This window comes from Streptococcus cuniculipharyngis (assembly GCF_007859195.1).
GTDB classification, from domain to species: domain Bacteria; phylum Bacillota; class Bacilli; order Lactobacillales; family Streptococcaceae; genus Streptococcus; species Streptococcus cuniculipharyngis.
Map to the genome: position 1 here is coordinate 513,672 of NZ_VOHL01000001.1, position 25,672 is coordinate 539,343.

At 41.3% G+C, this 25,672-nt stretch carries 27 protein-coding genes and 3 pseudogenes; 4 read left to right on the forward strand and 26 right to left on the reverse strand.

Features of this window, described 5'->3' with window-relative positions; translation table 11 throughout:
* Positions 1-62 precede the first annotated feature (62 nt).
* The 3 genes from thiI to FRX57_RS02495 all read right to left on the reverse strand — a co-directional run bounded on the left by thiI (position 63) and on the right by FRX57_RS02495 (position 3,624).
* Positions 63-1,277 (reverse strand): tRNA uracil 4-sulfurtransferase ThiI, encoded by a 1,215-nt coding sequence (thiI, locus tag FRX57_RS02485; protein ID WP_146566300.1) that lies wholly within the window; start codon positions 1,275-1,277, stop codon positions 63-65.
* Positions 1,277-2,419, reverse strand: a complete 1,143-nt coding sequence (locus FRX57_RS02490; RefSeq protein ID WP_146566302.1) for a cysteine desulfurase family protein — start codon at positions 2,417-2,419, stop codon at positions 1,277-1,279. Before FRX57_RS02490 ends, thiI begins: the two co-directional genes overlap by 1 nt.
* 98 nt (positions 2,420-2,517) lie before the next feature.
* Positions 2,518-3,624: a glycoside hydrolase family 3 protein gene (locus FRX57_RS02495; RefSeq protein ID WP_246100900.1), complete on the reverse strand. Its 1,107-nt coding sequence runs from the start codon at positions 3,622-3,624 to the stop codon at positions 2,518-2,520.
* A 188-nt stretch (positions 3,625-3,812) separates the two neighbouring features.
* On the opposite strand from FRX57_RS02495, the gene FRX57_RS07735 reads away from it, so the two are divergent.
* From FRX57_RS07735 to FRX57_RS02510, 3 genes and pseudogenes are all read left to right on the forward strand, one after another.
* Positions 3,813-4,256 (forward strand): DUF6556 family protein, encoded by a 444-nt coding sequence (locus tag FRX57_RS07735; RefSeq protein ID WP_246100902.1) that lies wholly within the window; start codon positions 3,813-3,815, stop codon positions 4,254-4,256.
* Between the two features lie 280 nt (positions 4,257-4,536).
* A pseudogene (locus FRX57_RS02505) lies at positions 4,537-5,036 on the forward strand (DUF2800 domain-containing protein); the annotation flags it as partial.
* Positions 5,037-5,040: 4 nt separating this feature from the next.
* A pseudogene (locus FRX57_RS02510) lies at positions 5,041-5,391 on the forward strand (ssDNA-binding protein); the annotation flags it as partial.
* Between the two features lie 267 nt (positions 5,392-5,658).
* On the opposite strand, the gene FRX57_RS02515 reads toward FRX57_RS02510, so the two are convergent.
* The 5 genes from FRX57_RS02515 to FRX57_RS07595 all read right to left on the reverse strand — a co-directional run bounded on the left by FRX57_RS02515 (position 5,659) and on the right by FRX57_RS07595 (position 8,150).
* Positions 5,659-6,372 carry an ABC transporter permease gene (locus tag FRX57_RS02515; RefSeq protein WP_146566309.1) on the reverse strand — a complete coding sequence of 238 codons (714 nt, stop codon included), beginning with the start codon at positions 6,370-6,372 and terminating at the stop codon, positions 5,659-5,661.
* Complete coding sequence (locus FRX57_RS02520; protein WP_186600818.1) at positions 6,365-6,973, reverse strand: ABC transporter ATP-binding protein; 609 nt, start codon at positions 6,971-6,973, stop codon at positions 6,365-6,367. Before FRX57_RS02520 ends, FRX57_RS02515 begins: the two co-directional genes overlap by 8 nt.
* A 40-nt stretch (positions 6,974-7,013) precedes the next feature.
* Positions 7,014-7,115, reverse strand: a complete 102-nt coding sequence (locus FRX57_RS07865; RefSeq protein ID WP_146566704.1) for an ATP-binding cassette domain-containing protein — start codon at positions 7,113-7,115, stop codon at positions 7,014-7,016.
* 504 nt (positions 7,116-7,619) lie between these two features.
* Positions 7,620-7,745, reverse strand: coding sequence for a hypothetical protein (locus tag FRX57_RS07790; protein WP_281287345.1), 126 nt, complete (start codon positions 7,743-7,745; stop codon positions 7,620-7,622).
* A 234-nt stretch (positions 7,746-7,979) separates the two neighbouring features.
* Positions 7,980-8,150, reverse strand: a complete 171-nt coding sequence (locus FRX57_RS07595) for a PhrA family quorum-sensing system peptide (protein WP_186600808.1) — start codon at positions 8,148-8,150, stop codon at positions 7,980-7,982.
* Between the two features lie 193 nt (positions 8,151-8,343).
* On the opposite strand from FRX57_RS07595, the gene FRX57_RS02530 reads away from it, so the two are divergent.
* Complete coding sequence (locus tag FRX57_RS02530) at positions 8,344-9,213, forward strand: helix-turn-helix domain-containing protein (RefSeq protein WP_146566313.1); 870 nt, start codon at positions 8,344-8,346, stop codon at positions 9,211-9,213.
* A 322-nt stretch (positions 9,214-9,535) separates the two neighbouring features.
* Here FRX57_RS02530 and rlmD read toward each other — a convergent pair whose 3' ends face one another.
* The 18 genes and pseudogenes from rlmD to FRX57_RS02620 all read right to left on the reverse strand — a co-directional run bounded on the left by rlmD (position 9,536) and on the right by FRX57_RS02620 (position 25,630).
* Entirely contained in the window at positions 9,536-10,894 is a 1,359-nt protein-coding gene (rlmD, locus tag FRX57_RS02535; RefSeq protein WP_146566315.1) for a 23S rRNA (uracil(1939)-C(5))-methyltransferase RlmD, read from the reverse strand.
* A gap of 67 nt (positions 10,895-10,961) precedes the next feature.
* A complete protein-coding gene (locus FRX57_RS02540) occupies positions 10,962-11,732 on the reverse strand; it encodes an acetyl-CoA carboxylase carboxyl transferase subunit alpha (protein ID WP_146566317.1) in 771 nt (256 codons plus the stop codon).
* Positions 11,729-12,595, reverse strand: a complete 867-nt coding sequence (accD, locus tag FRX57_RS02545; protein ID WP_146566319.1) for an acetyl-CoA carboxylase, carboxyltransferase subunit beta — start codon at positions 12,593-12,595, stop codon at positions 11,729-11,731. Before accD ends, FRX57_RS02540 begins: the two co-directional genes overlap by 4 nt.
* Positions 12,596-12,603: 8 nt before the next feature.
* Positions 12,604-13,974 (reverse strand): acetyl-CoA carboxylase biotin carboxylase subunit, encoded by a 1,371-nt coding sequence (locus FRX57_RS02550; RefSeq protein WP_146566321.1) that lies wholly within the window; start codon positions 13,972-13,974, stop codon positions 12,604-12,606.
* Positions 13,975-14,004: 30 nt separating this feature from the next.
* A complete protein-coding gene (gene fabZ, locus FRX57_RS02555; protein WP_146566323.1) occupies positions 14,005-14,427 on the reverse strand; it encodes a 3-hydroxyacyl-ACP dehydratase FabZ in 423 nt (140 codons plus the stop codon).
* A complete protein-coding gene (accB, locus tag FRX57_RS02560; RefSeq protein WP_146566325.1) occupies positions 14,424-14,894 on the reverse strand; it encodes an acetyl-CoA carboxylase biotin carboxyl carrier protein in 471 nt (156 codons plus the stop codon). The genes fabZ and accB overlap by 4 nt, the downstream gene beginning before the upstream one ends.
* 2 nt (positions 14,895-14,896) lie before the next feature.
* Positions 14,897-16,129: a beta-ketoacyl-ACP synthase II gene (gene fabF, locus FRX57_RS02565; protein WP_146566327.1), complete on the reverse strand. Its 1,233-nt coding sequence runs from the start codon at positions 16,127-16,129 to the stop codon at positions 14,897-14,899.
* 26 nt (positions 16,130-16,155) lie between these two features.
* Positions 16,156-16,893, reverse strand: coding sequence for a 3-oxoacyl-[acyl-carrier-protein] reductase (fabG, locus tag FRX57_RS02570; protein WP_146566329.1), 738 nt, complete (start codon positions 16,891-16,893; stop codon positions 16,156-16,158).
* A gap of 5 nt (positions 16,894-16,898) precedes the next feature.
* Positions 16,899-17,828 (reverse strand): ACP S-malonyltransferase, encoded by a 930-nt coding sequence (gene fabD, locus FRX57_RS02575; protein WP_146566331.1) that lies wholly within the window; start codon positions 17,826-17,828, stop codon positions 16,899-16,901.
* Between the two features lie 3 nt (positions 17,829-17,831).
* Positions 17,832-18,797 (reverse strand): annotated as a pseudogene (gene fabK, locus FRX57_RS02580) (enoyl-[acyl-carrier-protein] reductase FabK).
* Positions 18,798-18,892: 95 nt separating this feature from the next.
* Positions 18,893-19,117 (reverse strand): acyl carrier protein, encoded by a 225-nt coding sequence (locus FRX57_RS02585; protein ID WP_146566333.1) that lies wholly within the window; start codon positions 19,115-19,117, stop codon positions 18,893-18,895.
* Between the two features lie 58 nt (positions 19,118-19,175).
* Complete coding sequence (locus FRX57_RS02590; protein WP_146566335.1) at positions 19,176-20,150, reverse strand: beta-ketoacyl-ACP synthase III; 975 nt, start codon at positions 20,148-20,150, stop codon at positions 19,176-19,178.
* Entirely contained in the window at positions 20,150-20,584 is a 435-nt protein-coding gene (gene fabT / locus FRX57_RS02595) for a fatty acid biosynthesis transcriptional regulator FabT (RefSeq protein ID WP_146566337.1), read from the reverse strand. Before fabT ends, FRX57_RS02590 begins: the two co-directional genes overlap by 1 nt.
* A 107-nt stretch (positions 20,585-20,691) precedes the next feature.
* Complete coding sequence (locus FRX57_RS02600; RefSeq protein ID WP_146566339.1) at positions 20,692-21,483, reverse strand: enoyl-CoA hydratase; 792 nt, start codon at positions 21,481-21,483, stop codon at positions 20,692-20,694.
* Between the two features lie 443 nt (positions 21,484-21,926).
* Positions 21,927-22,415 (reverse strand): NUDIX hydrolase, encoded by a 489-nt coding sequence (locus tag FRX57_RS02605; RefSeq protein WP_146566341.1) that lies wholly within the window; start codon positions 22,413-22,415, stop codon positions 21,927-21,929.
* A 4-nt stretch (positions 22,416-22,419) separates the two neighbouring features.
* On the reverse strand, positions 22,420-23,646 hold the full coding sequence (locus tag FRX57_RS02610) for an MFS transporter (protein WP_146566343.1): 1,227 nt from the start codon (positions 23,644-23,646) through the stop codon (positions 22,420-22,422).
* Positions 23,647-23,950: 304 nt separating this feature from the next.
* Positions 23,951-24,814, reverse strand: a complete 864-nt coding sequence (locus FRX57_RS02615; RefSeq protein WP_146566345.1) for an Rgg/GadR/MutR family transcriptional regulator — start codon at positions 24,812-24,814, stop codon at positions 23,951-23,953.
* A gap of 66 nt (positions 24,815-24,880) precedes the next feature.
* Positions 24,881-25,630, reverse strand: coding sequence for a 2-keto-4-pentenoate hydratase (locus tag FRX57_RS02620; protein ID WP_222431061.1), 750 nt, complete (start codon positions 25,628-25,630; stop codon positions 24,881-24,883).
* Positions 25,631-25,672 lie beyond the last annotated feature (42 nt).

The window sequence follows — 25,672 nt, forward strand, 5'->3', positions numbered from 1 at the left end:
TGTTAACGTTTTCACAAAAAATCGCCGTAAAAAGACCCTGCCCAAGACAGAGTCTTCATCATTTATAACAGGACATTAATTAAGTCATCAACTTGGTCTTCTTGACCCTGTGGAGTGATTTCTGTCACCTTAATTCCCTCAACTGCTCGTGCCACCAAGCCCTCAACATCCAAACGAGCTTCATACTGCTCCACATGTTTGAGCTTAGGATTGGTTTTAGGACGGTCTGGTGCAAAAATGGTACAACAATCTTCAAAGGGTTGGATGGAAATGTCAAAGGTATCAATCTTCTGAGCCAACTCAATGATTTCCAACTTGTCCATGGTAACCACTGGACGAATGACTGGCGTGTTTGTTACAGCGTTGATGGCCTGCATACTCTCCAAGGTCTGGCTGGCAACCTGTCCCAAACTTTCACCATTGACAATAATCAAACCTGACCGCTGTTCTCGAATGGCATCTGTAATCCGCATCATAAAGCGACGGGTCAGGGTCATCAGATAAGCTTCAGGAGCTTTTTCCTTGATTTCTTCCTGAATTTCGGTAAACGGCACCTCAATAAACTGAATATGACCACCAAATTTAGTCAATTTACGCGTCAGGTCATGGGCTTTTTTCAAGGCTCCCGGACTGGTGTAGGGTGGGCTAGCAAAATGCACTGCCTCAATCTCTACCCCACGTTTCAAGGCCAAATAACCTGCTACTGGCGAGTCAATCCCACCAGATAACATAAGCATTCCCCTACCAGATGTTCCGACAGGTAAGCCCCCAGCTCCCTTGACCTCCTCATGGGAAAGATAAGCAGCATCATCACGAATTTCCACCTTGAGCGTCACATCAGGTTTTTTCATTTGAGCTTGAATGGTTGGCAGAACCTCAACAACAGCCCCACCCAGGGTCTGATTTAGTTCACGCGTATCCAAATCAAAACTATGGTCACTGCGTTTAGTGGCAATCTTGAAGGTCATGCCCTCACGATAAAGGCCTTGCATGATGTCCTGCACCGCCTTTTTCAAAACCACCACATCCTTTTCCACCTTATAAACTGGGGAAAAAGCCTGAATACCGAAAACTTCTTTCAAGGCTTCTGCCACCGCCTGATAATCGGCTCCATGAAGATAGACATGAGCCCGGTCACGGTCAGCCGTGACTTTGACAGAGGGATAACGACTTAGTACATGTTGGATATTCCGCTTTAGTTGATTGATAAAACGCATACGGTTTTTGCCCTTGGTGGACAATTCACCATAGCGCACCATGATTTCAGCGTATTGCATTAAACTCTCACCTTTCTTGTCTGTTGATAAATCTGCTTAAAGGCCCCGACAAAGGCTTCCACTTGAGACAGCTGATTTTCCCCATCAAAACTCACACGCACTGCTGTCTGAGCCAAATCAAGGGGAAAGCCCATGGCTAAAAGGGTTCCCGCTGGTTTGCCAGCCTTGGACGAGCAAGCACTAGTCGTCGAGACATAGATGCCCTCTTCTTCAAGGGCATGAACCAAAACTTCTCCCCGAAGGCCTTTTAAACCAAAGGTCACAATGTTGGGCGCAAAATTTTCCCGCCCAGAAAAGACGGTTACGTCAGGAAAGCTTGCCAACTCCTCCAACAAATAATCTCGTAACTCTTGCATCTGGGCTGGCTGGTCAACCTGCTCCAAGGTCAATCTCAAGGCCTTGGCAGTTGCTGCAATCCCTGGCAGATTTTCTGTGGTTGACCGCAAGTTAGCTTCTTGACCTCCTCCTGTCAAGAGAGGACTAATCTTCTTGCCCTGCTTCTTATACAAGAAACCGACCCCTCGCACCCCATGAAACTTATGGCTAGAAAAAGAAGCGAAATCCACTCGTTGTGGTAAGATGTCTGCTATAGGAAGTTTGCCAATGGCCTGAACAGCGTCCACGTGAAAGGCAATGGTCGGCCGATTTTCCAAAAGCTGGGCAATGGCCTTGATGGGTTGAATGGCACCAATTTCATTATTAACTGCCATGACCGACACTAAAATCGTATCTGGCCGCAATAGGTTCTCCAAAGCTTCTAAATCAACAAAACCGTGCTTGGTCACTGGAGCAAGATCCACGTCAAAACCTTGGGCCTGCAACCACTTAGCTGACTCTTTGACCGCAGGGTGCTCAATGGCAGAAACAATTAAGTGCTTGCCATAAACTGCTTTCTCAAAGGCTAGTCCCTTGATGGCCCAATTGTCACTTTCAGTTCCCCCAGAGGTAAAGAAGATCTCCTCAGCAGATTTGCCCAAAAGACTGGCAACCTGCTGGCGACTGGCTTCCAAAAGTCGCTTGGCTTGAACTCCCAAATCATGCAAGCTAGATGGATTGCCCATCAGCTTACTGGCAACCTCCTGATAGGTCTGTAAAACCTCTGGATAGGGGGCTGTCGTTGCGGCATTATCAAAATAAATCATACAAGACCTCTCATTTTCAATACCTATCATTTTACCATAAGATAAATCTTCTAACAACTCAGGATAGCCCAAGAAAAAAAGATGTATCACTACACCTTTCATTCTGCCTTGTCCGATAATAAACCTAACTCATATTTCCAAGCCAAAATACGCTTAACCGACTCTTCTAGACGCTCCTCACTCAACTGCCCAGATTTGACTTTCTCTAAAAGGTAAGGAATCTGAGTTTGATAGGACGAACTCATGACCATGTCGTTACCAGCCTGAATGGCCTGATAGGCCGCTTCTTCCTGACTCATTAGATTTGCCAAGCCAGCCATATCAAAGTCGTCTGTCATAATCACTCCTTGGAAGCCTAGGTCCCGCCGCAAAATCTGTGTCATTTTGGGCGAAATCGAAGCGGGTACATCGTCAATCTGACTTAAAATATTATGCGAGACCAAAACACTATCTGCCCCAGCCTTAATCCCTGCTTCAAATACTCTCAAGTCATAAGCAGCCAATTGCGATAAGGAACGGTCATCCTGAATAACCCCCGTATGGCTATCACCATTGTCACCATACCCAGGAAAATGCTTGAGGGTCGAGCCAAATTTTTCCTTTTTTAACTGACGAACCACCTGACTAACATAATCACTAGTCTTGGTCAAATCTTCCCCCAAGGTTCTACTATAGATGAAAGAACTGCTTCTTTGAGCAATGTCAGCAACGGGATACAGGCCAGTGTAAATACCGACTGACTTCAAGAGTTCTACCTTAGCCTTATTATCAGCTAGCACCCCTGCTAGTCCACCGACCTGATAAAGCGCCATGGGAGATTGGAAAGGATTATCTAGAATCTCTGATATCCGCGTCACTGTTCCACCTTCTTCATCAGAACCAATAATCAAGGGGATTTTTGACACTTCTTGAAAACTAGTTGTCATCTCCTTGACCCCTGTCAAATCCTTGTCAGCATAGTCTCTCGCAAATAACAAATAGGCTCCCAACCGATAATCTTCCAAGTCAGCCAAGGCATTCTGAGCAGGTACCCTCGCAAAAAATAACTGGCCAACCTTGTCCTCCAAACTCATCTTTGCCATTAGAGATTGGATTGTCTGCTGTTTTCTCTCCTCTTGCGACTGTTTAGCTACTGACTGGTTGGTTTCCTGATTAGACTTGAGATTGGATTTTTTAATTCCTTGACGGGCATTTGCTCCAATCATGAGCAGAAATACCAAGAAAAAAAAGGACCAAATGAGTGTTGCTTTTATTTTTCTTCTCATAATAGTTTTTATTATACCATCTTATGGTTTATTTGACTATTTATTCGCTAATAGGTGCCTGATTCCCCTAGCTTTTAATGGAAAATTTTCGAATAAAATCGTATAATAGTATAAAAAGGAGAGTAACAATGACTAGCCAATACTCACGCAAAGCAAAAAAAGACCGAAAATCAGCCACTCCACCTACCGTCCATATCAAAACCGGGTTTTCTGCCCTACAAAAAACCATTGCCCTCATCGGTAGTATTTTAAGCATTATTGTAGCCTCTATCACCATTAACAACGCCCTCAATAACAAAAATAAGGTAGAGCCCACTAACGAACCTAGCAGCTATCTCAAAGACACAACCACAACGAACACAGATAATCAATGGTTTAACCAAACACCTAGCTCCAGCCAAGAGTTTCCAGCAGCCAGTTTTGACACCAGTACCACAACTAGTCAAGATGAGCTAGGTAGCCAAGACTCAACCACACCGGCTAATGACAGCAGTTCTCTGACACCAGAAGCTAGTTCCGAAGCCAGTACCAGTCAACTAGAAGCTCCTGCTAGCCAAGCAACAGACAATTAAGATTACCAAAGCCTTACATTCCAGCTAAGGTAATTTGATTACTGGTGACATCGGCAACCCCAACGGTTATCAGTTCTAACAAGACATAGCATTAATAATGAACAAGAATCAGAAATCTCTGCTCTTGATTGGTCGCTCAACAGATTCTGTCCAATCACAAGACTATTAAGATAAGGCCTTGACACCAAGAAATGTCAAGGCTTTTTATCAATGTAAAAATTAACTAGTTATGGAAGTCATCAGATGCTCTCAAAACCTTTAATCACTTCAGTCTTTCCTTAACCCACAAATGATGTGTTATGCACTAGGTGCTTTAGATATGTTTAACGGTATTTATGATTTTGATAAGGTTACTATGACCATATTCCAACCACAAAAATATAACATTTCCACCTTTGAGATGGACAAAATTGAACTGCTTAAGTGGACGGAAAACGAACTCTTGCCCAAAGCTGGACTTACTGGTTTCATGGGCAAATGACATCAAAGCCTACGCTTTACAAGAAGCTACTGAATGTAGAACAATACCAGGTCAAACTGGTAGAGGGACGTTCGGTTCGTAAGATATCAGACGAAGTTGCCGTCAGCAAAGCTGTGATTGACGCTAGCTTTGACCCTTACTAGAAGAAATTTCTTACGATCACTGCCATGACCAAGCTCCTTGGTAAGAAAACCTTCAATGACCTGCTTGGTTGTCTTATCGTCAAACCAACACTCGTTCCAATTGATAATACACGTCAAGAAATGAACCTAGAAAAAAATGACTTTAAAGAGGTATAAACACATGTCAACAAAAGTAATTACAGGTAAAAATAATCACTCCAGCTACTTGAATGCCAATGAACCCAAAACCATCAACGGCAGCAAACCAAAATACAGTGTCTCACTCATCATTCCAAAGGATGATATTGAGACTGTCGATAAAATCAAAGCTGCCATTGAACTTGCCTACAAGGAAGACAAATCAAAACTCAAAGGTAACGGAAAATCTGTTCCAGCACTTGAGATTCTAAAAACTCCACTTCGTGATGGGGAATTAGAACGTCCTGATGGTGAAGCTTATCAAAATGCCTACTTCGTCAATGCCAACTCACCATATAAACCAGGAGTCGTTGATGTCAACCGCCTACAGATTCATGTCCATATTGGTTCTTACCTAGATAAGTTTGCGCCAGCTGAGAAAGAACTAAGAATTGTAGGGAAAATAGTTGGGAATTTTATACCTATTGAACAGTAAAATAATCGTTCATAGTCGCTCCTTCTTCTGATGGTAGTCTTCATAACTGCCCATAATCAGGTATCTCCCCAGTAAGCCCGTCTACCTCTTACTGTCAAAATAGGACTTTCTAAGTCTCATTCTCCCTTACTATAAGGCAATTATCAGTCTTATAAAGCGACTCATTTAAGAAATTTTCTTTTTCCTAATAGTTATCGTAATTAAAGTTAATAAAAGAACAATCCAAACAAGTAGTGTTAGATTAGGAATCAGAGTTTTACTCCATGAAAATTCCTCCCACTTTATGAAAAACTTAGTAAACAATCCCATAAAACTATAATCTGTTATCTTTGCAACAGTCTTATCCAAACCAGATAGCATCGGTAAAAAAGCAACTAAAATCATAGAAGGGAGACTGATTACCTGAGCTGCTACTTGGTTTTTCGCAATTAAACCTATCAGTAAATAGAATAAAATGATTGAGAATGAGGTTAGAAGAATAATTGTAATGTAACTAAAAGCATGTACAATCGTTGCTCCTAAAATAAGAGGAGTAATCCCCATAATCACAAAAGTCAGAAAAAACGGGAGAAATAAAGTTGATAAAATGTATTCATAACCTCTAACACCACTCAACATAAGAGTTTGTAAATTGTGCTTTTCTTTCTCTTCAGACAAGATAACTGTTATAGGATTTCCAACAGCTAAAGCCAAAGAAAAAGGCAAACACATCCTCAGAAGAACTAATGTTTGTTGATTGTTGACCTCACCTTGTGTTTCCATCAGATATTTATAAAAATATGTGAAAGCAAAAGGCACTAAAACTTGCAATAAAATACTCTTATTGGAAAGTACAATTTGACAACGTAACCATACCAAAGCCAGAAATCGTTTAAACATTTAGCTTTCCTCCTGTTAATTCGATAAAGATATCTTCTAAAGTAGGCTCACATGAATGAATTGAAAAAATATTTTCTATATTAGCCTGAGACATCTGTTTTAGTGATCTAAAATCAAAAGTTAACCTATTTCCATTGTAATCTGTAACCTTAATCTTTTTATCTTTATTGTATTTTTGAATGAGTTCAGAAGGAGCCCCTTGCTCAACTAATTTCCCTTTATTTAATAAGGCAACATAATCACATAAAAGAGTTGCTTCATTCATATCATGAGTTGTTAAAAAAATTGTTGTCCCCCCTGTTTTCAATTCTAAAATTAAATCGTGGATTGTTCGAGAAGTTGTGGGGTCTAGACCTGAGGTAGGTTCATCAAGAAAAAGTACATCGGGTTTGTTGATAAGAGCTCGTGCCAAAAGCATTCGCTGCCTCATTCCAGTGGATAATTTTTCCGCTACGATTTTGCGACTCTCATATAATCCTACTCTCTTTAGCAAATTATCAATGCGTGACTGATTAACATTATAGAATTTACTGTAAAAAAGAAGATTGTGATACAGAGACATTTTCTCATAAAATCCACCTGTATCGCTAACCAATCCTATTCTCTTTAATTCACTGCTTGTTAAATTTTGAGATTTTGTCCTAAAATAATAGAATGTCCTTTATCGGTAAGGAGAGCTGTCCAGTCAGAATATTAATCGTTGTGGTCTTTCCTGAACCAGATGGTCCTAAAAATCCAAAAATCTAACCTTCTTTAACAGTGAAGCTTGTATTTTTTAAAGCTATTTTATCTCCAAAACTTTTTGATAAATGGCTGACTTCAATCATACGCATTGTACCTCCTTTATATTCTACATTTTTACTCAATATCTAATTTACTAACCTCTGTCAAATAAATATCTTAAAAAAAACAATAACATTAAGCAGATAACCGATAGCAAGATTGTTTCATTATTATTGATAATATGATATGTTCTCAAGAAGTATAAAATAGTTATATATATGCAAACGCTAATTATGCCTAATTTTTTAAACATACTAAACCTCCTTACTAAATAATAAAGTCAAATAATAACTAATACACACTATTCCTAATATAATAAATATCCAAAAAATAAGAATAATATGACATTAATAAAAATATCCAAATGAAATGGAAATAAACTTGACGTTAGTAAATTATCTGACTAAAACAGAGAACTATTCCGCAAATACATTTATTTTTCTCGTTTTTTAATTTAACAAACCTCAACAGCCAACAAGACCAAGAATTGCTAAACCAAATCCAATACCTGTAGCAAGTCCAACTGAAAAATCACTAACCGGCACTGAGATTTCTTCAATTTCTTCAAATAAGAATACTTCATTTGACATATATTTCACCTTTTCTAACAAGTTTCTATGTAATTTATTACGTCACGACTTGATCAATAAATTATTTTTTTACTAAAAAGCATTGCTATCTTGACTAGTACATTGGTATCACCTCTTAATACGTATATTAAACTTGTTCGGAAGCCATCACTTTTAATTTCAAAATAGTTCAAAATAATGATGAAACAGCTCGGCTGAATAGACTTCATTCAAGTTACCCTACGAGCCTATTTGCTAATCAGCTTTCCCTACATCAAGCCCGCCAGACTTATTATTCTGCTGGACTCTTACTTCAGGATAGTTGCCAAGTTTTCCAATATTAGGATAAAAATTAACACTACTTAATACTACGCTTGCTACTGCAAATAAAGCAAGTAACTTCGAAAAGTGTTTATTTCGTTTCATTTTTTAAGCCCCTTTTTTCCTTTACGTTTTTATTGTATCACCAAAATCATCTGTCGTAAATATTTTATATTTCTTTTTTGACTTTTTTGTATTTTTATTCACTATAGGAATACCATCGCCTTGCTTTGTTGCTTATTTTAACTAAAAGGTGTATACTTTAAAGGTAAATATTAAAAGAAAAGGGCAAAATAATATGAGTATCCTTGCAGAAAAATTTAAACTAAGAAGAAAAGAGCTTAATTTATCACAGAAAGAACTTTGTGATGGTATTTGCGGTCAAAGTCAACTTAGTAAAATAGAAAGAGGAACATTTATGCCATCAGCAGAAATGCTTTTTCAATTTGCTCGAAGGCTAGACGTACCTCTTGATTATTTTTTTAACGAGCATATAGAGTTAAAATCTAATATCACTAACTTTAAACAGCTTGCAACAAAACTATTAGAGGATAGAAATTATAATGATTTGGAATATCTGTACCAGTTAGAACAAGAGAAAACAAAAAAACTTTCCTCTGAGGACAGAACTTATCTAAACTGGGTAAAGGCTATTATTGATTTTTATAAATACGACAATAAGAACTCGGCAATAGCCAATTTGGAAAGCAGCCTTCAAGTATTGTCTCCAAATTCCATGGTTCACTTGAAAATCCTTAATACTTTATCTAACTTCTACTCACTAGTCAATCGCGACGATGACTATGAAAAAAACTATCTGATTTTAAGACAAGCCTATGATAACAAGGATTTAGGTCATCAAGAATATTTGTTTGGATATATTCGTGTTCGATATAACCATGCACATTATTTAATCTCAAAAAAACGTAACTTTGATGCGATCCAAGAAGCCTTGGAAACAATTGACATTTGTAAAAAATGGCAGACCACCTACCAGTTAGCTCCTCTTCTTATCATCGTAGGAAATGCTGGTGAAAAATTATTATCTATTGAGGAGCGAAAAAATTACTATTTAGAAGCAAAAGAAATCTGTAAACTATTTGATAATGAACTGATGCTGATGAAAATCAATGAATACTTGCAAAATTTTGACAAAGATATTCATTAATAATATGTCTGAAAAACTCTGTAACAAATTGTTTGAGAGTTTTTAATATTTTAAGAAAGTCTTTCTAAAAAATTGTATCAATTACTAAACTCAGACCTCCATCGACTATCTTAGTGATATCAGAAATTAAAAATGAGGGGGTGTAAAACAATTCCCACAGACACCCTATCTGCTGGAACATTTTGCACCCCCTCTATATATATTTTATACTTGACCACTATCAATCCTACTGCCTCATTTCAGACTGTTAGATTGATACTTCACTCAAAAATTCAAAAAAGGCTTAGTATCAAGCCTTTTGTAAACCCTAAAACGGTGGGCTTTATCTCTTTCTCTCTAGCAGTCCAACAACCTCGATATGATGCGTCTGTGGGAAAAGATCTACAGGCTGGACCTTTTCTAATTGATAGCCTAGTTCTTGATAGCGTTTGATGTCACGCGCCATTGTTGCTGGGTTGCAAGACACATAAACAATCTTTTGAGGAGTCATTTGGCTACTGGCTTTGATAAAGCTCTCGGTCAGGCCTTTGCGTGGTGGATCTACCATAATAACAGTTGGTTTGATGCCGTCTTTGACCCATTGTGCCATGGCATTTTCTGCACTGTCTGCTACATAGGTGCTATTGGTGATGCCATTTCGCTCCGCATTTTTCTTAGCGTCTTCAACAGCTTTTTCAATGGCTTCAACGCCATAAACCTGCTTGACATGTTTGGCAAAGGAAAGCCCAATAGTACCGATACCCGAATAAGCATCAATCACCACATCATTTGGGGTCAAGGCTGCAAAATCAATGGCTATTTGATAGAGTTTTTCTGCCATCTCCGTATTGACTTGATAAAAGGACTGGGCAGAAATCTCATAGTTATTGCCCAACATCTGGTCTGTAATAGTGTCCTTACCATAAAGCGTCCGAAATTCTTTCCCCAAAATCACATTTGTTTTTTGATCATTGATATTTTGAATGATCGACACTAGCTTGGGAAATTGCTCGGTCAACTGCTGGATGACTTGTTCAATGCGGAAAATCTTGGGACGAGTGGTCACCAAGACCAGCATCAATTCCTCTGAGTAATGTCCCCGTCGCACCAAAAGATGACGAATCAGACCCGTATGCTCAACTTCATCGTAAGGTTTAAGGTCAAAATGTCTCAACAAGTCCCGTACGGCATTGATGAGCTGATCAATTTCTGGATCTTGAATATAGTAATCTGACAAGGGCAAGAGATCATGAGACTGCTTACGGAAAAAACCGGTTTCCAACTGACCCTTGACCCGCCGAACTGGCACCTGAGCCTTATTGCGATAAGCTAGGGGATTGGCCATGCCCAAGGTTTCCAAAACAGGAACACCTGTCACTCCGGCAATCTTGGCTAGGTTCTTTCTGACCTGCTCCTGCTTAAACAAGAGTTGCTGCTCATAGGCCAAATGGCCCAAATCTGCAATCCCGGTCCGCAGATAATCAAGGGCAAGACCAGTTTGACGATGGGGCGACTGGCTCAGAAATGTTTCCACCTTACCATAGGAGATTGATTTCCCCAGTTTCAAGACGCGCATCTCCAGTTCCTCACCTGGCAGCGCATTATCCACAAAAAAAACGCACCCATCATGCTTGATGACACCTAAACCGTCATGGGTCAAATCTGTCACTGTTACACGGATAATATCATTTTTACTTAACATCTGTCTCTCTTTTCCTTTTGCTCCTTTCTATTATAGCATAAATGGCTGGGTTACCCCAGCCAGTCTATTAATATTTTCTAAAGCGTTGATAGCGTTCTTCCAATAATTGTGGTAAGTCGAGACTTGTGAGATGGTTCAACTCCTCAATCAAGTTTTCCTTCAAAAACTCAATAATCTCACTGGTAAAATAACCATGTTCCACAATAATCTTGTCAATAACTTCCATCTGCAAGAGCTCATTAGCTGTGATTTTCATCAATTCAGCTGCCTCATTGGCCCGGGTACCATCCTTCCATAAAATAGAAGCAAAGCCTTCTGGACTTAAGACAGCATAAATGGTATGTTCTAACATCCAAACACGGTCAGCTACTGCCAAGGCCAGGGCGCCACCAGAGCCACCTTCGCCAATGATGATGGCAATAATCGGCACCTTCAAATCACTCATTTCCATGAGATTACGGGCAATGGCTTCACCCTGACCACGTTCTTCGGCTTCAACACCAGGGTAGGCTCCTGCTGTGTTGATAAAGGTAATGACTGGGCGGCCAAATTTTTCCGCCTGTTTCATCAAACGCAGGGCCTTACGATAACCTTCCGGATTTGGTTGACCAAAGCGGCGTTTTAGATTATCTTGGAGATTTTTTCCTTTTTGAATCCCAATAACCGTGACTGGACGACCAGCTAAATGGGCTAGGCCACCAACGATAGCCCCATCATCAGCCATCTGCCGGTCCCCATGTAGTTCCATAAAATCATCAAAAACTAAATTGGCATAGTCCAAGGCAGTCAGACGACTCTGGTCACGAGCTTCCTTGACAATTCTTGCAATCCGACTCATTGGCTACCTCCGTGAAATGCAACTAAATAAGCAATTTTATCCCGCAATGCCATACGAGGAACAATGGCATCAACAAAACCATGTTCCAGTAGAAATTCTGCTTTTTGAAAATCATCAGGCAGGGTTTCACGCACAGTTGTTTCAATGACGCGACGACCAGCAAATCCAACCAGGGCTTGGGGCTCTGCTAAGATAATATCCCCCTCCATGGCAAAGCTAGCAGTTACTCCACCTGTCGTAGGGTCAGTCAGAACGGTCAAATAAAAGAGACCTGCCTGAGAGTGACGTTTGACAGCAGCTGAAATTTTAGCCATCTGCATCAAACTCATAATCCCTTCTTGCATACGAGCGCCGCCAGAAGCCGTAAAAATGACAACTGGCAAGCCCTGCTCAGTGGCCAGTTCAAAGAGACGAGTGATTTTTTCTCCCACAACCGTTCCCATACTAGCCATGATAAAACGGGCATCCATGATGGCTAGGGCAACTTTTTCTCCCTTGACCTTGGCTAGACCAGTAACCACCGCTTCATCTAAGCCTGTTTTTTGACGAGCTTCCTGCAATTTTTCCTCATACTGAGGGAAATTTAAGGGATTACTGGTCTCTAAACCAATGAATAATTCCTCAAAAGTCCCTTCATCAACCGTCAGGGCCAGACGTTCCTGGGCTGAAATTCGGAAATTGTAACTGCAAGCCGGACAAATCTTAGCTAGCCCCAGATCCTTCTGATAAATGGTATGCTTACAAGCAGGGCATTTGGCAAAGAGTTCATCAGGGACCTCAGGAACTTCTCGCTGAACAGTTTGTCTCAAGGAACGGTTCGGCGTTATCCTAATATTTTTATCTTTTTTACTAAATAAAGCCATGACATCTCCTATTCATCTCCCGGATGATAAGCTGGTAAAAAGGCTTCCATCAAGAAGGACGTGTCATAATCACCAGCAATGACCCGTTTATCCGAAATCAAATCTAGTTGGAAATGACTGTTGGTCATCACACCCTCAATTTCCAGTTCATAGAGGGCACGTTGCATTTTCATCAAGGCATCAAAACGATTTTCACCATGAACAATGATTTTAGCAATCATGCTATCATAGTAGGGAGGGATGGTATAGCCTTGATAAACCGCCGAATCAACACGCAAACCAACGCCCCCGCTCGGCAAGTAGAGGTCCGTGATTTTACCAGGACTTGGGGCAAAATTAAAGGCGGGATTTTCAGCATTAATCCGACATTCAATCGCATGGCCAGTAATGGTCACCTCATCTTGACTAAGGCTGAGTGCTTGACCTGCTGCAATTTTAATCTGCTCCTTGACAATATCAATTCCCGTGACAAATTCGGTGACGGGATGTTCCACCTGAACACGCGTATTCATCTCCATAAAATAGAATTGACCCGTAGACTCATCTAATAAGAACTCAATGGTCCCTGCATTTTCATAAGCCACTGCCTGGGCTGCACGGACAGCCGCATCTCCCATCTGACGACGCAGGGTTTGACCAATGGCAATGGACGGACTTTCCTCTAAGACTTTTTGATTATTGCGTTGCAAAGAGCAATCACGTTCTCCCAGGTGGATAATGTTACCATAGCTATCACCAAGAATTTGCACCTCAATATGGCGAGCAGGGTAGATAACTTTTTCAATATACATGGCCCCATTGCCAAAGGCAGCCAAGGCTTCTTGCGAAGCAGACTCAAAGGCAGCCACCAAGTCCTCTTCTTGCTTGACCTTACGAATTCCCTTACCACCACCACCGGCTGAGGCCTTGAGCATGACTGGATAACCCACCTCTTGGGCAACGCGCAAGGCCTCTTCTGGGCTAGTAATTTCACCAGCTGAACCTGGAATAACGGGAACATTTGCCGCAATCATTTCCTTACGAGCGTTAATTTTATCCCCCATCTTGTCCATGACCTGACCACTTGGACCGATAAACTTGATGTTCATCTCCTCACACATGGTGGCAAATTTTGAATTCTCACTAAGAAAACCAAATCCTGGGTGGATAGCCTCTGCCCCTGTCACAATAGCTGCTGACAAGACACTGTTCATATTGAGATAGGAATCTGTTGATTTGGCTGGACCAATGCAAATGGCTTCATCCGCCAAAACAGTGTGTAAAGACTCCTTATCTGCTTCAGAATATACTGCTACCGTGGCAATTCCTAATTCGCGTGCGGCACGGATAATCCGCACAGCAATTTCACCACGATTGGCAATCAATAATTTTTTAAACATGTTGAGGTTGACTTCCTCTCTTATTTTTTCCTAACTACCAATAGCGAAGGTCAAAATCCCACTAGCTGCCAGTTGACCATCAACTTCTGCCTTAGCTTCCACGACAGCAATACTGCCACGGCGCTTAACAAAGGTTGCTGTCATGACCAATTGATCACCTGGAACCACTTGCTTTTTGAATTTAACCTTGTCCATACCAGCATAAAACACTAATTTCCCTTGGTTCCCTTCTTTTGACAATTCCAAGACACCTGCCGTTTGAGCCAGGGCCTCCATAATCAAAACGCCTGGCATGACAGGATAGCCTGGAAAATACCCTTCAAAAAAAGGCTCGTTAATAGTAACATTTTTTAGGGCAACAATGCGATCATCGCTAACGTCTAAGACCCGATCAACCAAGAGGAAGGGGTAGCGATGGGGGAGGGCTGCTTGAATTTGCTTAATATCAATCATTTCAAACGCACCAAACCTTTACCAAATTCAATCACTTCTTCATTGCTAACCAGGATTTCTGTCACCACGCCATCACGAGGAGCGGGTACTTCATTCATGACCTTCATGGCTTCAATGATTAATAGGGTTTGTCCTTTTTTAACCGTATCGCCCACCGAAACAAAGCTTGGTTTGTCTGGAGCCGGTGCTAGATAGGCAACCCCAACCAGTGGGCTTTCCACCACGTCACCTTCCGCAAGAGGATTAGCGGGTACTGAACTTTCCTCAAGGCTAGTCACCGCATCAGCCACCTGAGCAACTGGGCTTGCTGCCACTACTGAATCAGGAATAGCTGCTACTGGACTCGGTGCAGACTTGGCTTCATTTTTACTAAAACTTAGCTCATCTGCTCCATTACGATAAGAAAATTCTTTCAGACTTGATTGGTCAAATTGAGCCATCAAGTCCTTAATATCTTTAATATTCACGCTTAATCCTCCCAACGTTTGAAGGCTGTTACAGCATTATGGCCACCAAAGCCAAAAGTATTAGACAGGGCATATTTGATGTCTGCTGCTTGACCTTGACCATAGATGACATTAGCTTCAATACCTTCTGATAATTCTTGTGTCCCAGCAGTCATTGGAATAAAGCTATGACGCATGGCTTCAATAGTCGCAATCGCTTCAACACCACCTGCAGCCCCCAGTAAATGACCGGTAAATGACTTGGTCGATGAGACAGGCACTTCTTTACCGACAACGGCTACAATGGCCTGACTTTCCCCTTTTTCATTGGCTGGTGTTGAGGTTCCATGAGCATTGACATAATCAATATCTGCTGCTGTAAGGCCTGCCTCTTCAATGGCTAAACGCATGGCACGAGCTGCTCCTGACCCATCTGGTGACGGGCTAGTTTGGTGGTAGGCATCACAGGTATTGCCGTAACCAACAACTTCTGCTAGGATGGTTGCACCACGTTTTTGAGCATGTTCAAGACTTTCAAGCACCAATACACCTGCCCCTTCTCCCATGACAAATCCATTACGGTCCTTGTCAAATGGAATTGACGCACGTTTAGGATCTTCAGTAGTTGATAGGGCCGTTAAGGCATTAAAGCCACCAATACCAATTTCATTGATGGTCGCTTCTGCACCACCAGCTAGAACCACATCTTGTAAACCAAACTTGATTTCACGGAAGGCTTCACCAATGGCATCATTGGCAGAGGCACAGGCTGTCGTAATTGATTTACAAACCCCTTGGGCACCGATACGCAGGGCAATGTTACCTGCTGCCATATTTGACAAGGCTTTGGGCACAAACATGGGTTGAATACGCTTAATCCCCTTCTCATGCATCCGGATAATTTGTTCCTGCATTTCTTGCAAACCACCAATACCTGACGACACGATAACCCCTGTACGCTCACGATTGACACTATCCATATCTAATTGAGCATTTTCCAAGGCTTCCAAGGTCGCATAAATAGCATAAATAGAGTACATGTCCATGCGGTTTTTATCCTTGCGAACAAAATATTTGTCAAATGGGAAATCCTTGATTTCACCAGCATTATGGACAGGAATCTCAGATGTATCAAAACGAGTAATGGGACCAATCCCGATTTGACCACTTTCTAAGCTCTGCCAAAATTCTTCTGGTGTATTACCAATCGGTGATGCCACACCGTATCCTGTTACTACAACGCGATTAACTGTCATTTTTCTACCTTTATTTCTTTTATCATTTAACCTTGCATGGTCATGCCACCATCAATTGCAATGACTTGACCAGTCAGGTACTCCTGTTCTGCCAAAAAACTCACTAGGCTAGCAACTTCTTCTGGTTTACCAATCCGCTTCATAGGAATTTGAGCAATAGCCGCCTCTTTTACCTTATCCGCCATGGCATCTGTCATATCAGACTCAATAAAGCCTGGTGCTACGGCATTGACACGAATACCACGTGCTGCCACTTCACGAGCCACTGACTTGGTAAAACCAAGCAAGCCCGCTTTTGACGCGGCATAGTTGGCTTGACCAATATTGCCCGTCAAACCGACCACACTAGATAAGTTAATAATAGCACCTTGACGAGCCTTTGTCATCGGTTTCAAGACCGATTGTGTCATGTTAAAAGCACCAGTCAAGTTGATTTTCAACACCTTGTCAAAATCCTCTTCTGTCATTTTTAACATGAGCTTGTCATTGGTAATGCCGGCATTGTTAACCAAGATGTCAACACTTCCTAGTTGAGAAATAGCCTCTTCCACCATGCGTTTGGCATCTGCCCCATCAGAAACATCACCTGAAATGGTGGCAACCTCAACGCCATAACTAGCAAAACTGGCTACCAAATCAGGAGCAATCTGGCTACGGCCATTAAGCACAACATTGGCCCCTAAACTGGCAAAACGGTGGGCAATAGCCAAGCCGATTCCCCGTGTTGAACCCGTAATAAAGACATTCTTTCCTTGTAATTCCATCTATTCTATGCCTCCATAGTATCTAGCAAGTGCTGAAGACTTGTCACATCCTCAACATGGGCAGACGCCAACTGTTTGTCAATTTTTTTAATAAAACCACTAAGCACCTGACCTGGACCAATCTCGATAAAACGAGTCGCCCCCATCGCCTTCATGGTTTCAATTGATTCGTAGAAACGAACCGGCTCCATGACTTGACGAGCCAGTAAGTGCTTGACCGCTTCTCTCGCCATGGGCTTGGCTTCCGTATTACCAATCAGAGGCCGCTCAAATGGACCAACTTCTACTTTCTCCAAAATTTGGGCCAACTGCTGGCTGGCTGGCTGGAGCAAGGCAGTATGAAATGGGCCAGACACATTAAGTGGGATTAGTCGCTTGACACCTTGGGCCTTGAGTAATTCAACTGCTTCATTAACTGCTGCCACTTCACCGCCAATAACAATCTGATTAGGGGTGTTGTAGTTGGCAGGGCTAACCAGACCCTTGCTAGCAGCCTGAACACAAACAGCTTCAATCACATCTGCTGGTGTATTCAAAACAGCCACCATTTTTCCTGTCCCTGCTGGAGCTGCTGTTTCCATCAATTCACCACGTTTGGCAACCAAGGGCAGGGCTTCTTCAAAGGACAAACTACCAGAAGCCACCAAGGCGGAATATTCTCCCAAAGAAAGTCCAGCCACCATATCTGGGCAGATGCCCTTTTCTTGTAACAAGCGATAAATCGCAACCGATGTTGTCAAAATCGCAGGCTGAGTATAACGGGTTTGATTTAATTTTTCCTCATCTTCATCAATGAGGGCTCTTAAATCATAGCCCAACAGTTGACTTGCTTGCTCAAAGGTTTCCTTGACACAGGCAAACTGTTGGTAAAGGTCATAGGCCATGCCCAATTTTTGAGCCCCTTGACCAGCAAAGAGAAAAGCTGTTTTCGTCATTCCTTAGTTCTCCACATCTGCCCAACGAGCTGCCTCAGCCTTAATCACTGCAGCTGCACCGTAATAGAGGTCCTGTAAAATCTCTTCGCAGGTTTCTTCTTTCTTAATCAAGCCGGAAATTTGTCCAGCCATGACAGAGCCATACTCAACATCGCCATCAACAACCGCGTTGCGTAAGGCACCTGCTCCCAGCTCTTCAATTTCTTTCTCATCTTTCAAGCCACGCATGAAATCTTGTTCTGCCTTGGCATAGGTCGTTGAGAGCTTGTTTTTAATGGCACGGACAGGGTGACCAACGATTGAAGCTTATACAACAGTATCAATATCCTTGGCTTTCAAAATCTTGTCCTTGAAATTCTGATGGGCATTTGACTCCTTAGCCACAGCAAACCGAGTGCCAACCTGAACGGCTTCCGCTCCTAGCATAAAGATAGCTGCTGCTCCTGCCCCGTCGGCAACCCCACCAGCACCAATAACTGGAATATCCACTGCGTCCACCACTTGACGAACCAGACTCATGGTCGTTAATTTACCAATATGGCCACCAGCTTCCATACCTTCGGCAACGACGGCATCCGCTCCCAGTTTTTCCATGCGTTTAGCAAGGGCGACACTTGGCACAACTGGAATCACGACAATCCCTGCTTCATGGAAACGTTCCATGTATTTGCCTGGATTTCCCGCACCAGTCGTCACAACCTTAACCCCTTCTTCAATGACCAAGTCAACAATGTCATCAGCAAAAGGCGACAAGAGCATGATATTAACACCAAATGGCTTATCTGTGATTTGCTTGACACGGTCAATATTAGCCTTCACGACTTCTTTTGGCGCATTACCACCACCGATAATCCCCAGGCCACCGGCATTTGATACCGCACCAGCCAGGTCTCCATCTGCTACCCAGGCCATGCCCCCTTGAAAAATAGGGTACTTAATATTTAATAATTCTGTAATTCTTGTTTTCATTTTGTTTTCATCAATCCTTACTTACGATAATTTGATTATCAAACTATTAGACTAAGATTTGAGAATACTCTTCAACAGAATATTCTCAAGCCATATTATTTAGTTTTTTCTTCCACGTAAGCAACCAAGTCACCAACTGTGTTAAGGCCATCTTCAGTTTCGATTTGGATGTCAAAAGCATCTTCGATTTCTGAAATAACTTGGAAGACATCAAGTGAGTCAGCATCCAACTCATCAAACGTTGTCTCTAGTTTTACTTCTTCAGCCTCTTTACCAAGTTCTTCAACAATAATTTCTTGTACTTTTTCAAATACTGCCATGATTTTCTCCTTAAAAATAAATAAATTTCATTTCTCGTGTAACACACAAGCTTGATAACTATATTTTAACAATAAGACTGCCCCATGTCAAACCTCCACCAAATCCTGATAGAAGAATGGTTTGCGACCCGTCTAGCTTTATCCTGCCATCAGCCACACATTCGGATAGCAAGATTGGGATGCTGGCCGCACTGGTATTACCATAGGCCATCATATTAGCCGGAAACTTCTCCAGAGGAATTTCCATTTTTTTAGACATCTTATCCAAAATCCGACGATTAGCCTGATGGAGAAGAAGGTAATCTAGCTCCTCCTTAGCAAACTCGGAATTGTCAATTAAATCTAAGATACTCTTGGACACCTCACGAATAGCAAAATCAAAAATTGCTCTACCATCCATTTTGAGATAAGGGGCATCTGACTCCTCCTTAGAATAAGGCGAACGTAAACCTGTCAAACCTGATAGCAAGCCTTGACCACGGTTACCATCAGAATGCAATGATTCCACTAAAAAATGTCGTTCCTCACTTGCCTCTAGCAAAACACCTCCAGCACCATCTCCAAAGAGAACCGCTGTTGACCGATCTGACCAGTCAATGGTCTTAGAAAGGGTCTCAGCTCCAATGACCAGGCCCTTCCGGTAGGTCCCTGCCTCAATCAATTTTTGACCAACTGACAGGGCAAACACAAAACCGCTACAAGCAGCTGTCAAGTCAAAGACAAAGGCTTTTTGAGCCCCAATGTTAGCCTGTACCCTAGCTGCCGTTGACGGCATCATCGAATCAGGTGTAATCGTTGCTAGAACAATAAAATCAAGTTCAGTGGCTTCACAACCAGCCTTGACCAATAACTGCTTCGCCACTTCTGTGGCTAAATCACTGGTTGACTGGTCATAACTAATATGCCGTTGACGAATGCCAGACCGTGAACTAATCCACTCATCACTCGTCTCCATAATCTGAGACAGGTCATGGTTTGTCACAACCTGCTCTGGCACATAGTGAGCCACTTGACTGATTTTTGCAAATAACATCAAACTAACTCCTCAAGAAATTTATGAAGATTACCCAAGCCCTTAGTTAAGACGTCAATTTCAGCGTCATCCAGGTCCTCAATGATATGGGTAACCATTGATTTATGGAATTTGCTATGCAAGCGATCCAAAAGCCTTCCCTTCTTAGTTAGGCTTAGATAGACAACCCGTCTATCTGATTTTGAACGTGTTCGCTCAACATACCCTTTTGTCTCAAGTTTGTTTAGACTGGTGGTAACAGTCCCTAGGGTAACCATTAACTGTCGCGCAATATCACTTGGAGTGACCTGATCTCTTTTCCCTATAATTTCAATAGTGTGCATCTCTTTGAGTGAGACATCATTAAATTGACTCGTCCGCAGACTCATCTCTTCGATGACCAAAATACGATTAAAAATATTGACCAGATAATCATTAATTTGATTATATTCCAAGTCCAACCTCCTTCTAGTAACAAACTTTGACCCACAAAGTATATCAAATACTCTGAGTTTTGGCAAATATTTGAGGATAAAAATTAAAAAAATGTTGCTAACAAAGCTTACTTTCCAGTAAATTTCGGACGACGACGCTCACCGTAAGCCCGCACACCTTCTTTAAAATCTTCCTTGAATGCCAATTCTTCCTGCAAGCTTAATTCAACTTTGGTATAGGCTTCCCAGCCTTCAAAAGATGAAGCCCAAACCATTTCTTTGATGGCTCTGTAAGAATTAACGGAACCACGTAAAAGGCGTTTGATTAACTGATTTGTCGTCCGCTCGAGCTTATCTGACTCACAAAGGCGATAGACAATGCCATATTCCAAAGCTTTTTCAGCCGATAACCCCTCACCCGTCATGGCTAATTGAGTAGCACGCGTTGTGCCGATGGCACGACTCATCAAGAATAGACCACCCGCATCCGGAGCCAAACCAACATTGACAAAAGCCTGGATAAATTTAGTTTGTTCAGTTGCAACTACAAAATCAGCTGCCACAGCCATATTGGCCGCCGCTCCTGCTACTGCCCCATCAATGCTCATAATCACTGGTTTTGGCAACCGTTTCAGCGTAAATGAAATTTGATTAACCAAGTCAGCAATCAGGACCAAAGACTGAACATCATCAGCCTCCACTGCTCGCTGCATTTCCACCAAATCACCACCAACTGAAAAAACCTTACCATTAGCCTGAATCACTAACAATTTAACGGTCTCATCCTGTCCAGCCTTGGCCAAAGCATCTAAAATCTCTTGGCAGACTGGAATATTAAAGCCATTTGAAACTTCCGGACGATTAAAGGTCAAAACCGCGACCTCATCCTTCACCTCATAAAGAATTCCCTTATAAGTCATATTTTTTCCTTTCACACTCATCTCCAAAAGTTTGATAATCAAATAATTTTTGATGAATGATTTTATTCTACAAGAAATTACTCAAATGTGCAAGGCAAAATTTCGCACAGTCCTCTGTTCAATCCTAGTACAAGTTTATAATAAAACAAAATAATTAGAAAAAGATGGAGTTTAAACAAGATTTTTGGTGATTCCAATAATAAGCCCCAACAAACTTTTATAAGGAGCTGTATTTGTATAAGTTACCACTATTGCCAGAATTAATTAATATTATCTGACAAATTATACAAAAAATTTTGAACAAAACATAAAAAATCTCCTCAACGACAAAAAACAAGCACTTGGTAAGAGAAGATTTTATACATTTCTATTTTTTTCTAATATTTTCTTGAATTCATTAGAAACTATCAAAATACCCAACTGCCCAATGATTGAATCAACTATCAGGGTTGTTTAACCTGCCAATTTTGATAATGAATAGCCTCAAAAGGTATCGCTGGCTGAGTCAAGCTGGCCTTGACCCATAATATTAGGGGAGAGGCATTAGCCTCAGTCAAATCATCTAAGGGGACCCAAGAAGCCCCCGATGAATCATTCTTTCCCTCAAGCAAGGCTAACGACGCTACTGCCCCTTGATCCGGCAAGAGTTCAATATCATAAAGGGCAAACTGATGGTACAAGATGGTCTCCTTACCAAGTTCTTGCACAAAAACATCAGCGATAGAGGGCTGGCTAAGCGGCTTGACTTTATAGCCTGTTTCTTCTAACAACTCCCTTTTCAGGGTCTGGACCAAACTCTCACCACTTTCTTGACCCCCTCCTGGTAAATCATAGCGACCACGATAAGGTCTTCTCGTTTTGCCAATACACAAGAGCCTACCTTCCTTGACACACAAGCCATAAACTCCAAAATGCTTTATCAGCTTTGCCATGCTCTTAACCTTTCTTTGACTTAAAACTCAATAGGAGCAAGCAGACCAGAGCCAGTCCTGTAAAAATCAGCCAGCTGACAGACAAGTTCCACACCACTAGGGCACTAAAAACAGCAGTTCCCAAGGGCATGGCTGCAATTGACAAGACTGCCAAGGCACTACTAGTCTGGGCCAACATATGGCTTGGAACATTGGCCATCAAAAGACTGTCAATTTTAGGATTGACCTTGCCGCTAAGATAGAAAAGAAAGGCAATAACCAGAAATGATAACAGATGGGGTAAACGCAAACTGTTGAAAAGTCCTAGCAGAGCCAGTAACAAGCTCGCACCTTTGAGAATAGTGAAAATATCAGCCTTGCCGAAAAAATCATTAGGGGTCAAACTACCAACAATCATGCCCCCCATCATCATGGCTTGAATGAGAAAGATAGAGGTAGAATAAGAAAAATCAGCAAAAGGCACGCGGAGAAAGTAAATGTTATACATGGCCACCAAGGCACCGCCGAGGGCATTGACCAACAAAACACAGGTCAGGGTCAAGAGAAGACTGCCCTCTTGTTGACTTTGAAAAACTTGCTCCAAATTCTTGAAAATATCCCTAAAGGACTCTGCCAGACCCTTGTCCTCGCTTACCACAGGAGGATGAGAAAGACTTTGACGATTAAGATAGAGAATGACAGAAGATAGTAAGAAACAGAGAGCGTTGATTACCGCCACTAGACCAAAACGATTTTGGCTAAGTGATAAAAGCCAGACGCCAAAGGCCTGTCCGCCCAACATGCAAACAAAGGAAATAAACTGGTTGAAGGAGTAAGCCTCCATCAAATCTTCTTCAGCAATATTGTGCTGAAAGATTGGCATTTCCAAACCACCACGGTAGTCGCTAATCATATCTGACATCAGATTTATCAAGCAGACACAAGAGAAAGCCAACCAAGTTAGGGAGCCAGATAAAAGACCAACCAACAAGAAAAGCAGGGTTTGCAGGAAACCAAAGGTCACCAACCACTTCATCTTCTGTTGCGTCCTGTCCGCTTGCATACCAATAAAAATGCTAAAAATAGATGGGACAAAAACGATAACATTGGCAAGCCCAACCGCCAACTCTGGCTGGGGCATCAGAGAGGCATAAACCACAAAAACCAGATTGTAAATCGAGGCACCAAAGCGATTGAAAAAATTGGCCGCTGCCAAAACCCGATACAGTTTATGACGTAATAATAGATTCATACTAATCACCTCAAAAAATAGTTAGTCAAATAAGCAGATAAATTTGAAGCATCTCATCCAATAAACAAGAATTAAGGTGCTCGTAAGAGTAGGCATAAAAACAATTCAAAAGAAAGAACTGCAACACTATCTATATCCATTATATCCTGAATTTTTAATTATTTTATAAAATCGCATATATGAAATTTATTTTTTCATATATGCGATTTTTCAATCTATAACTTCTAAGATATCTAATGGGATTAGATAATTTACTAGTCGACTTTGGTGGCTTACCTGTTCCACACTTAAAAATATCATTATTTCAATCATTTTTATCACGATTTAAGTTCATTATTCTCAATTTTAAAATAGTTAACAATTCTGGATTGTTCAATATTTCTAAGCCTTTAACATAAGCTTCTAACTCAGCTAAAGCTAACTTTGACATTTTATAGTCAGCACACATTTTCAAAAAAGTCAGAAGGATTTGCTCAAAAATATCTTGATAAGTTAGTATATTTTGTAGCTTTTCAGCAAAATAGTCTACATAATAATAGATATCACGATCCACAAATTCTGAAATAAGATTGATTAATATTTGTTTTACTTTTCGTCTCATATCTGGTAATTCTCCGTAGAGTACTACTTTAGGTAAAAATTCTTTTCCTAAAAACACAATATCCTCATCAGATAAAAATGGAATTGTATTACCAAATACATAAAGTTCATAATTAGTCCAGTCTTCTATAGAATAAAGGTAATGGGTAACCCTCTCTCTTTCTTCCCCACTAGCCAGTTCACTGGAACCATCTAATATGTATAAAATATTTTTTACAATAGCATAATTTAAGAAAGAGCAGGTATCAGATTGTTTATATTTTTCCTTTAGATTTATCAATCCCTGCTTATCTTGAGCCTGAAATAACTCGTTAATCTTTTCTGCCTCTCTAACAAAGAGAGGTTTTTGATAATTGTAAAGGGCATAACCAAATTCTTCAAAAGTCATATGGATTCCTTCAATGGCGATTAATAACTTATCTGCCGAAAGCATTGACTGACCTGTTTCAAATTTGGACAGTTGTGAAACAGACAAACCATCCCTTGCCACTTCTTTTTGTTTAATCCCTCTAGCTAGGCGTAGTTCCTTGTAAAATTCACCAAGATTTAATTTATCCTCCGCTTTCATTTCACTCAGCTCCTTTTCTGCAGAAACAACCTTGAAGCCATGACTTCAAGGTTAGTTTTCTATTAATTATTCTGTAACAGTCAACTCAACCTCACCGACCGTATCATAGACTGCCTTATAGGTACCGACTTCCAGTTTCACTGGCATGACAAAGGTGCCTGATGAGACAAACATACCTGCTGGCAAGGTCTTACCATGTTGATCCAGGGTATCCACCAACCATTTTAGGGAATTGATTGGGTGACCCAGAACCTCGGTTGAGCGTCCTTCCGTAACCAAATCACCATTGAAAAAGAGTTGACCAGAAATATCAGCAATATCTTCCAAAGTCAATTTCTGAGCTTTGCCATAAGCCACCCCACCATTGACCGCACCATCAGCAATGACCTCATAAAGCGACGTATGCGGGAACCAATCCGCATAGCGAGCATCTGGCACTTCCAGACCTGGAGCAACACGGCACTTAGCCATCAATTCTTCCAAAGAATCCGTCGGCAAGAGTTCCTCATCTGTCAAAAAGACCAGCTCCAACTCCAAGAGGGGTTGATTGTATTGACTGAGTGAATAGGTCGATTTAACCGTTACATCCGTCATGCCGCCATAAAGAGGGGAGTCACTAGCAAATAAATCTTGTGTTTTTTGACTAGTTAGACTGATTTTATAACCTTTTAAGACTTCCCCATCTGCTTCTTTCAAAGCCAAAACAGCATCTTGAACAGCATAGGCCTCTTCCTTGGTCTTGGCTTCAACCAGACCTAATGGTAGGGGGCTATTGGTTTTATAGGCTTGGTATAATTTTTCAACACTTGTCATCATCGTATCTCCTTGTTTTTTTATTCTATTATAAGGCAGAAGGTT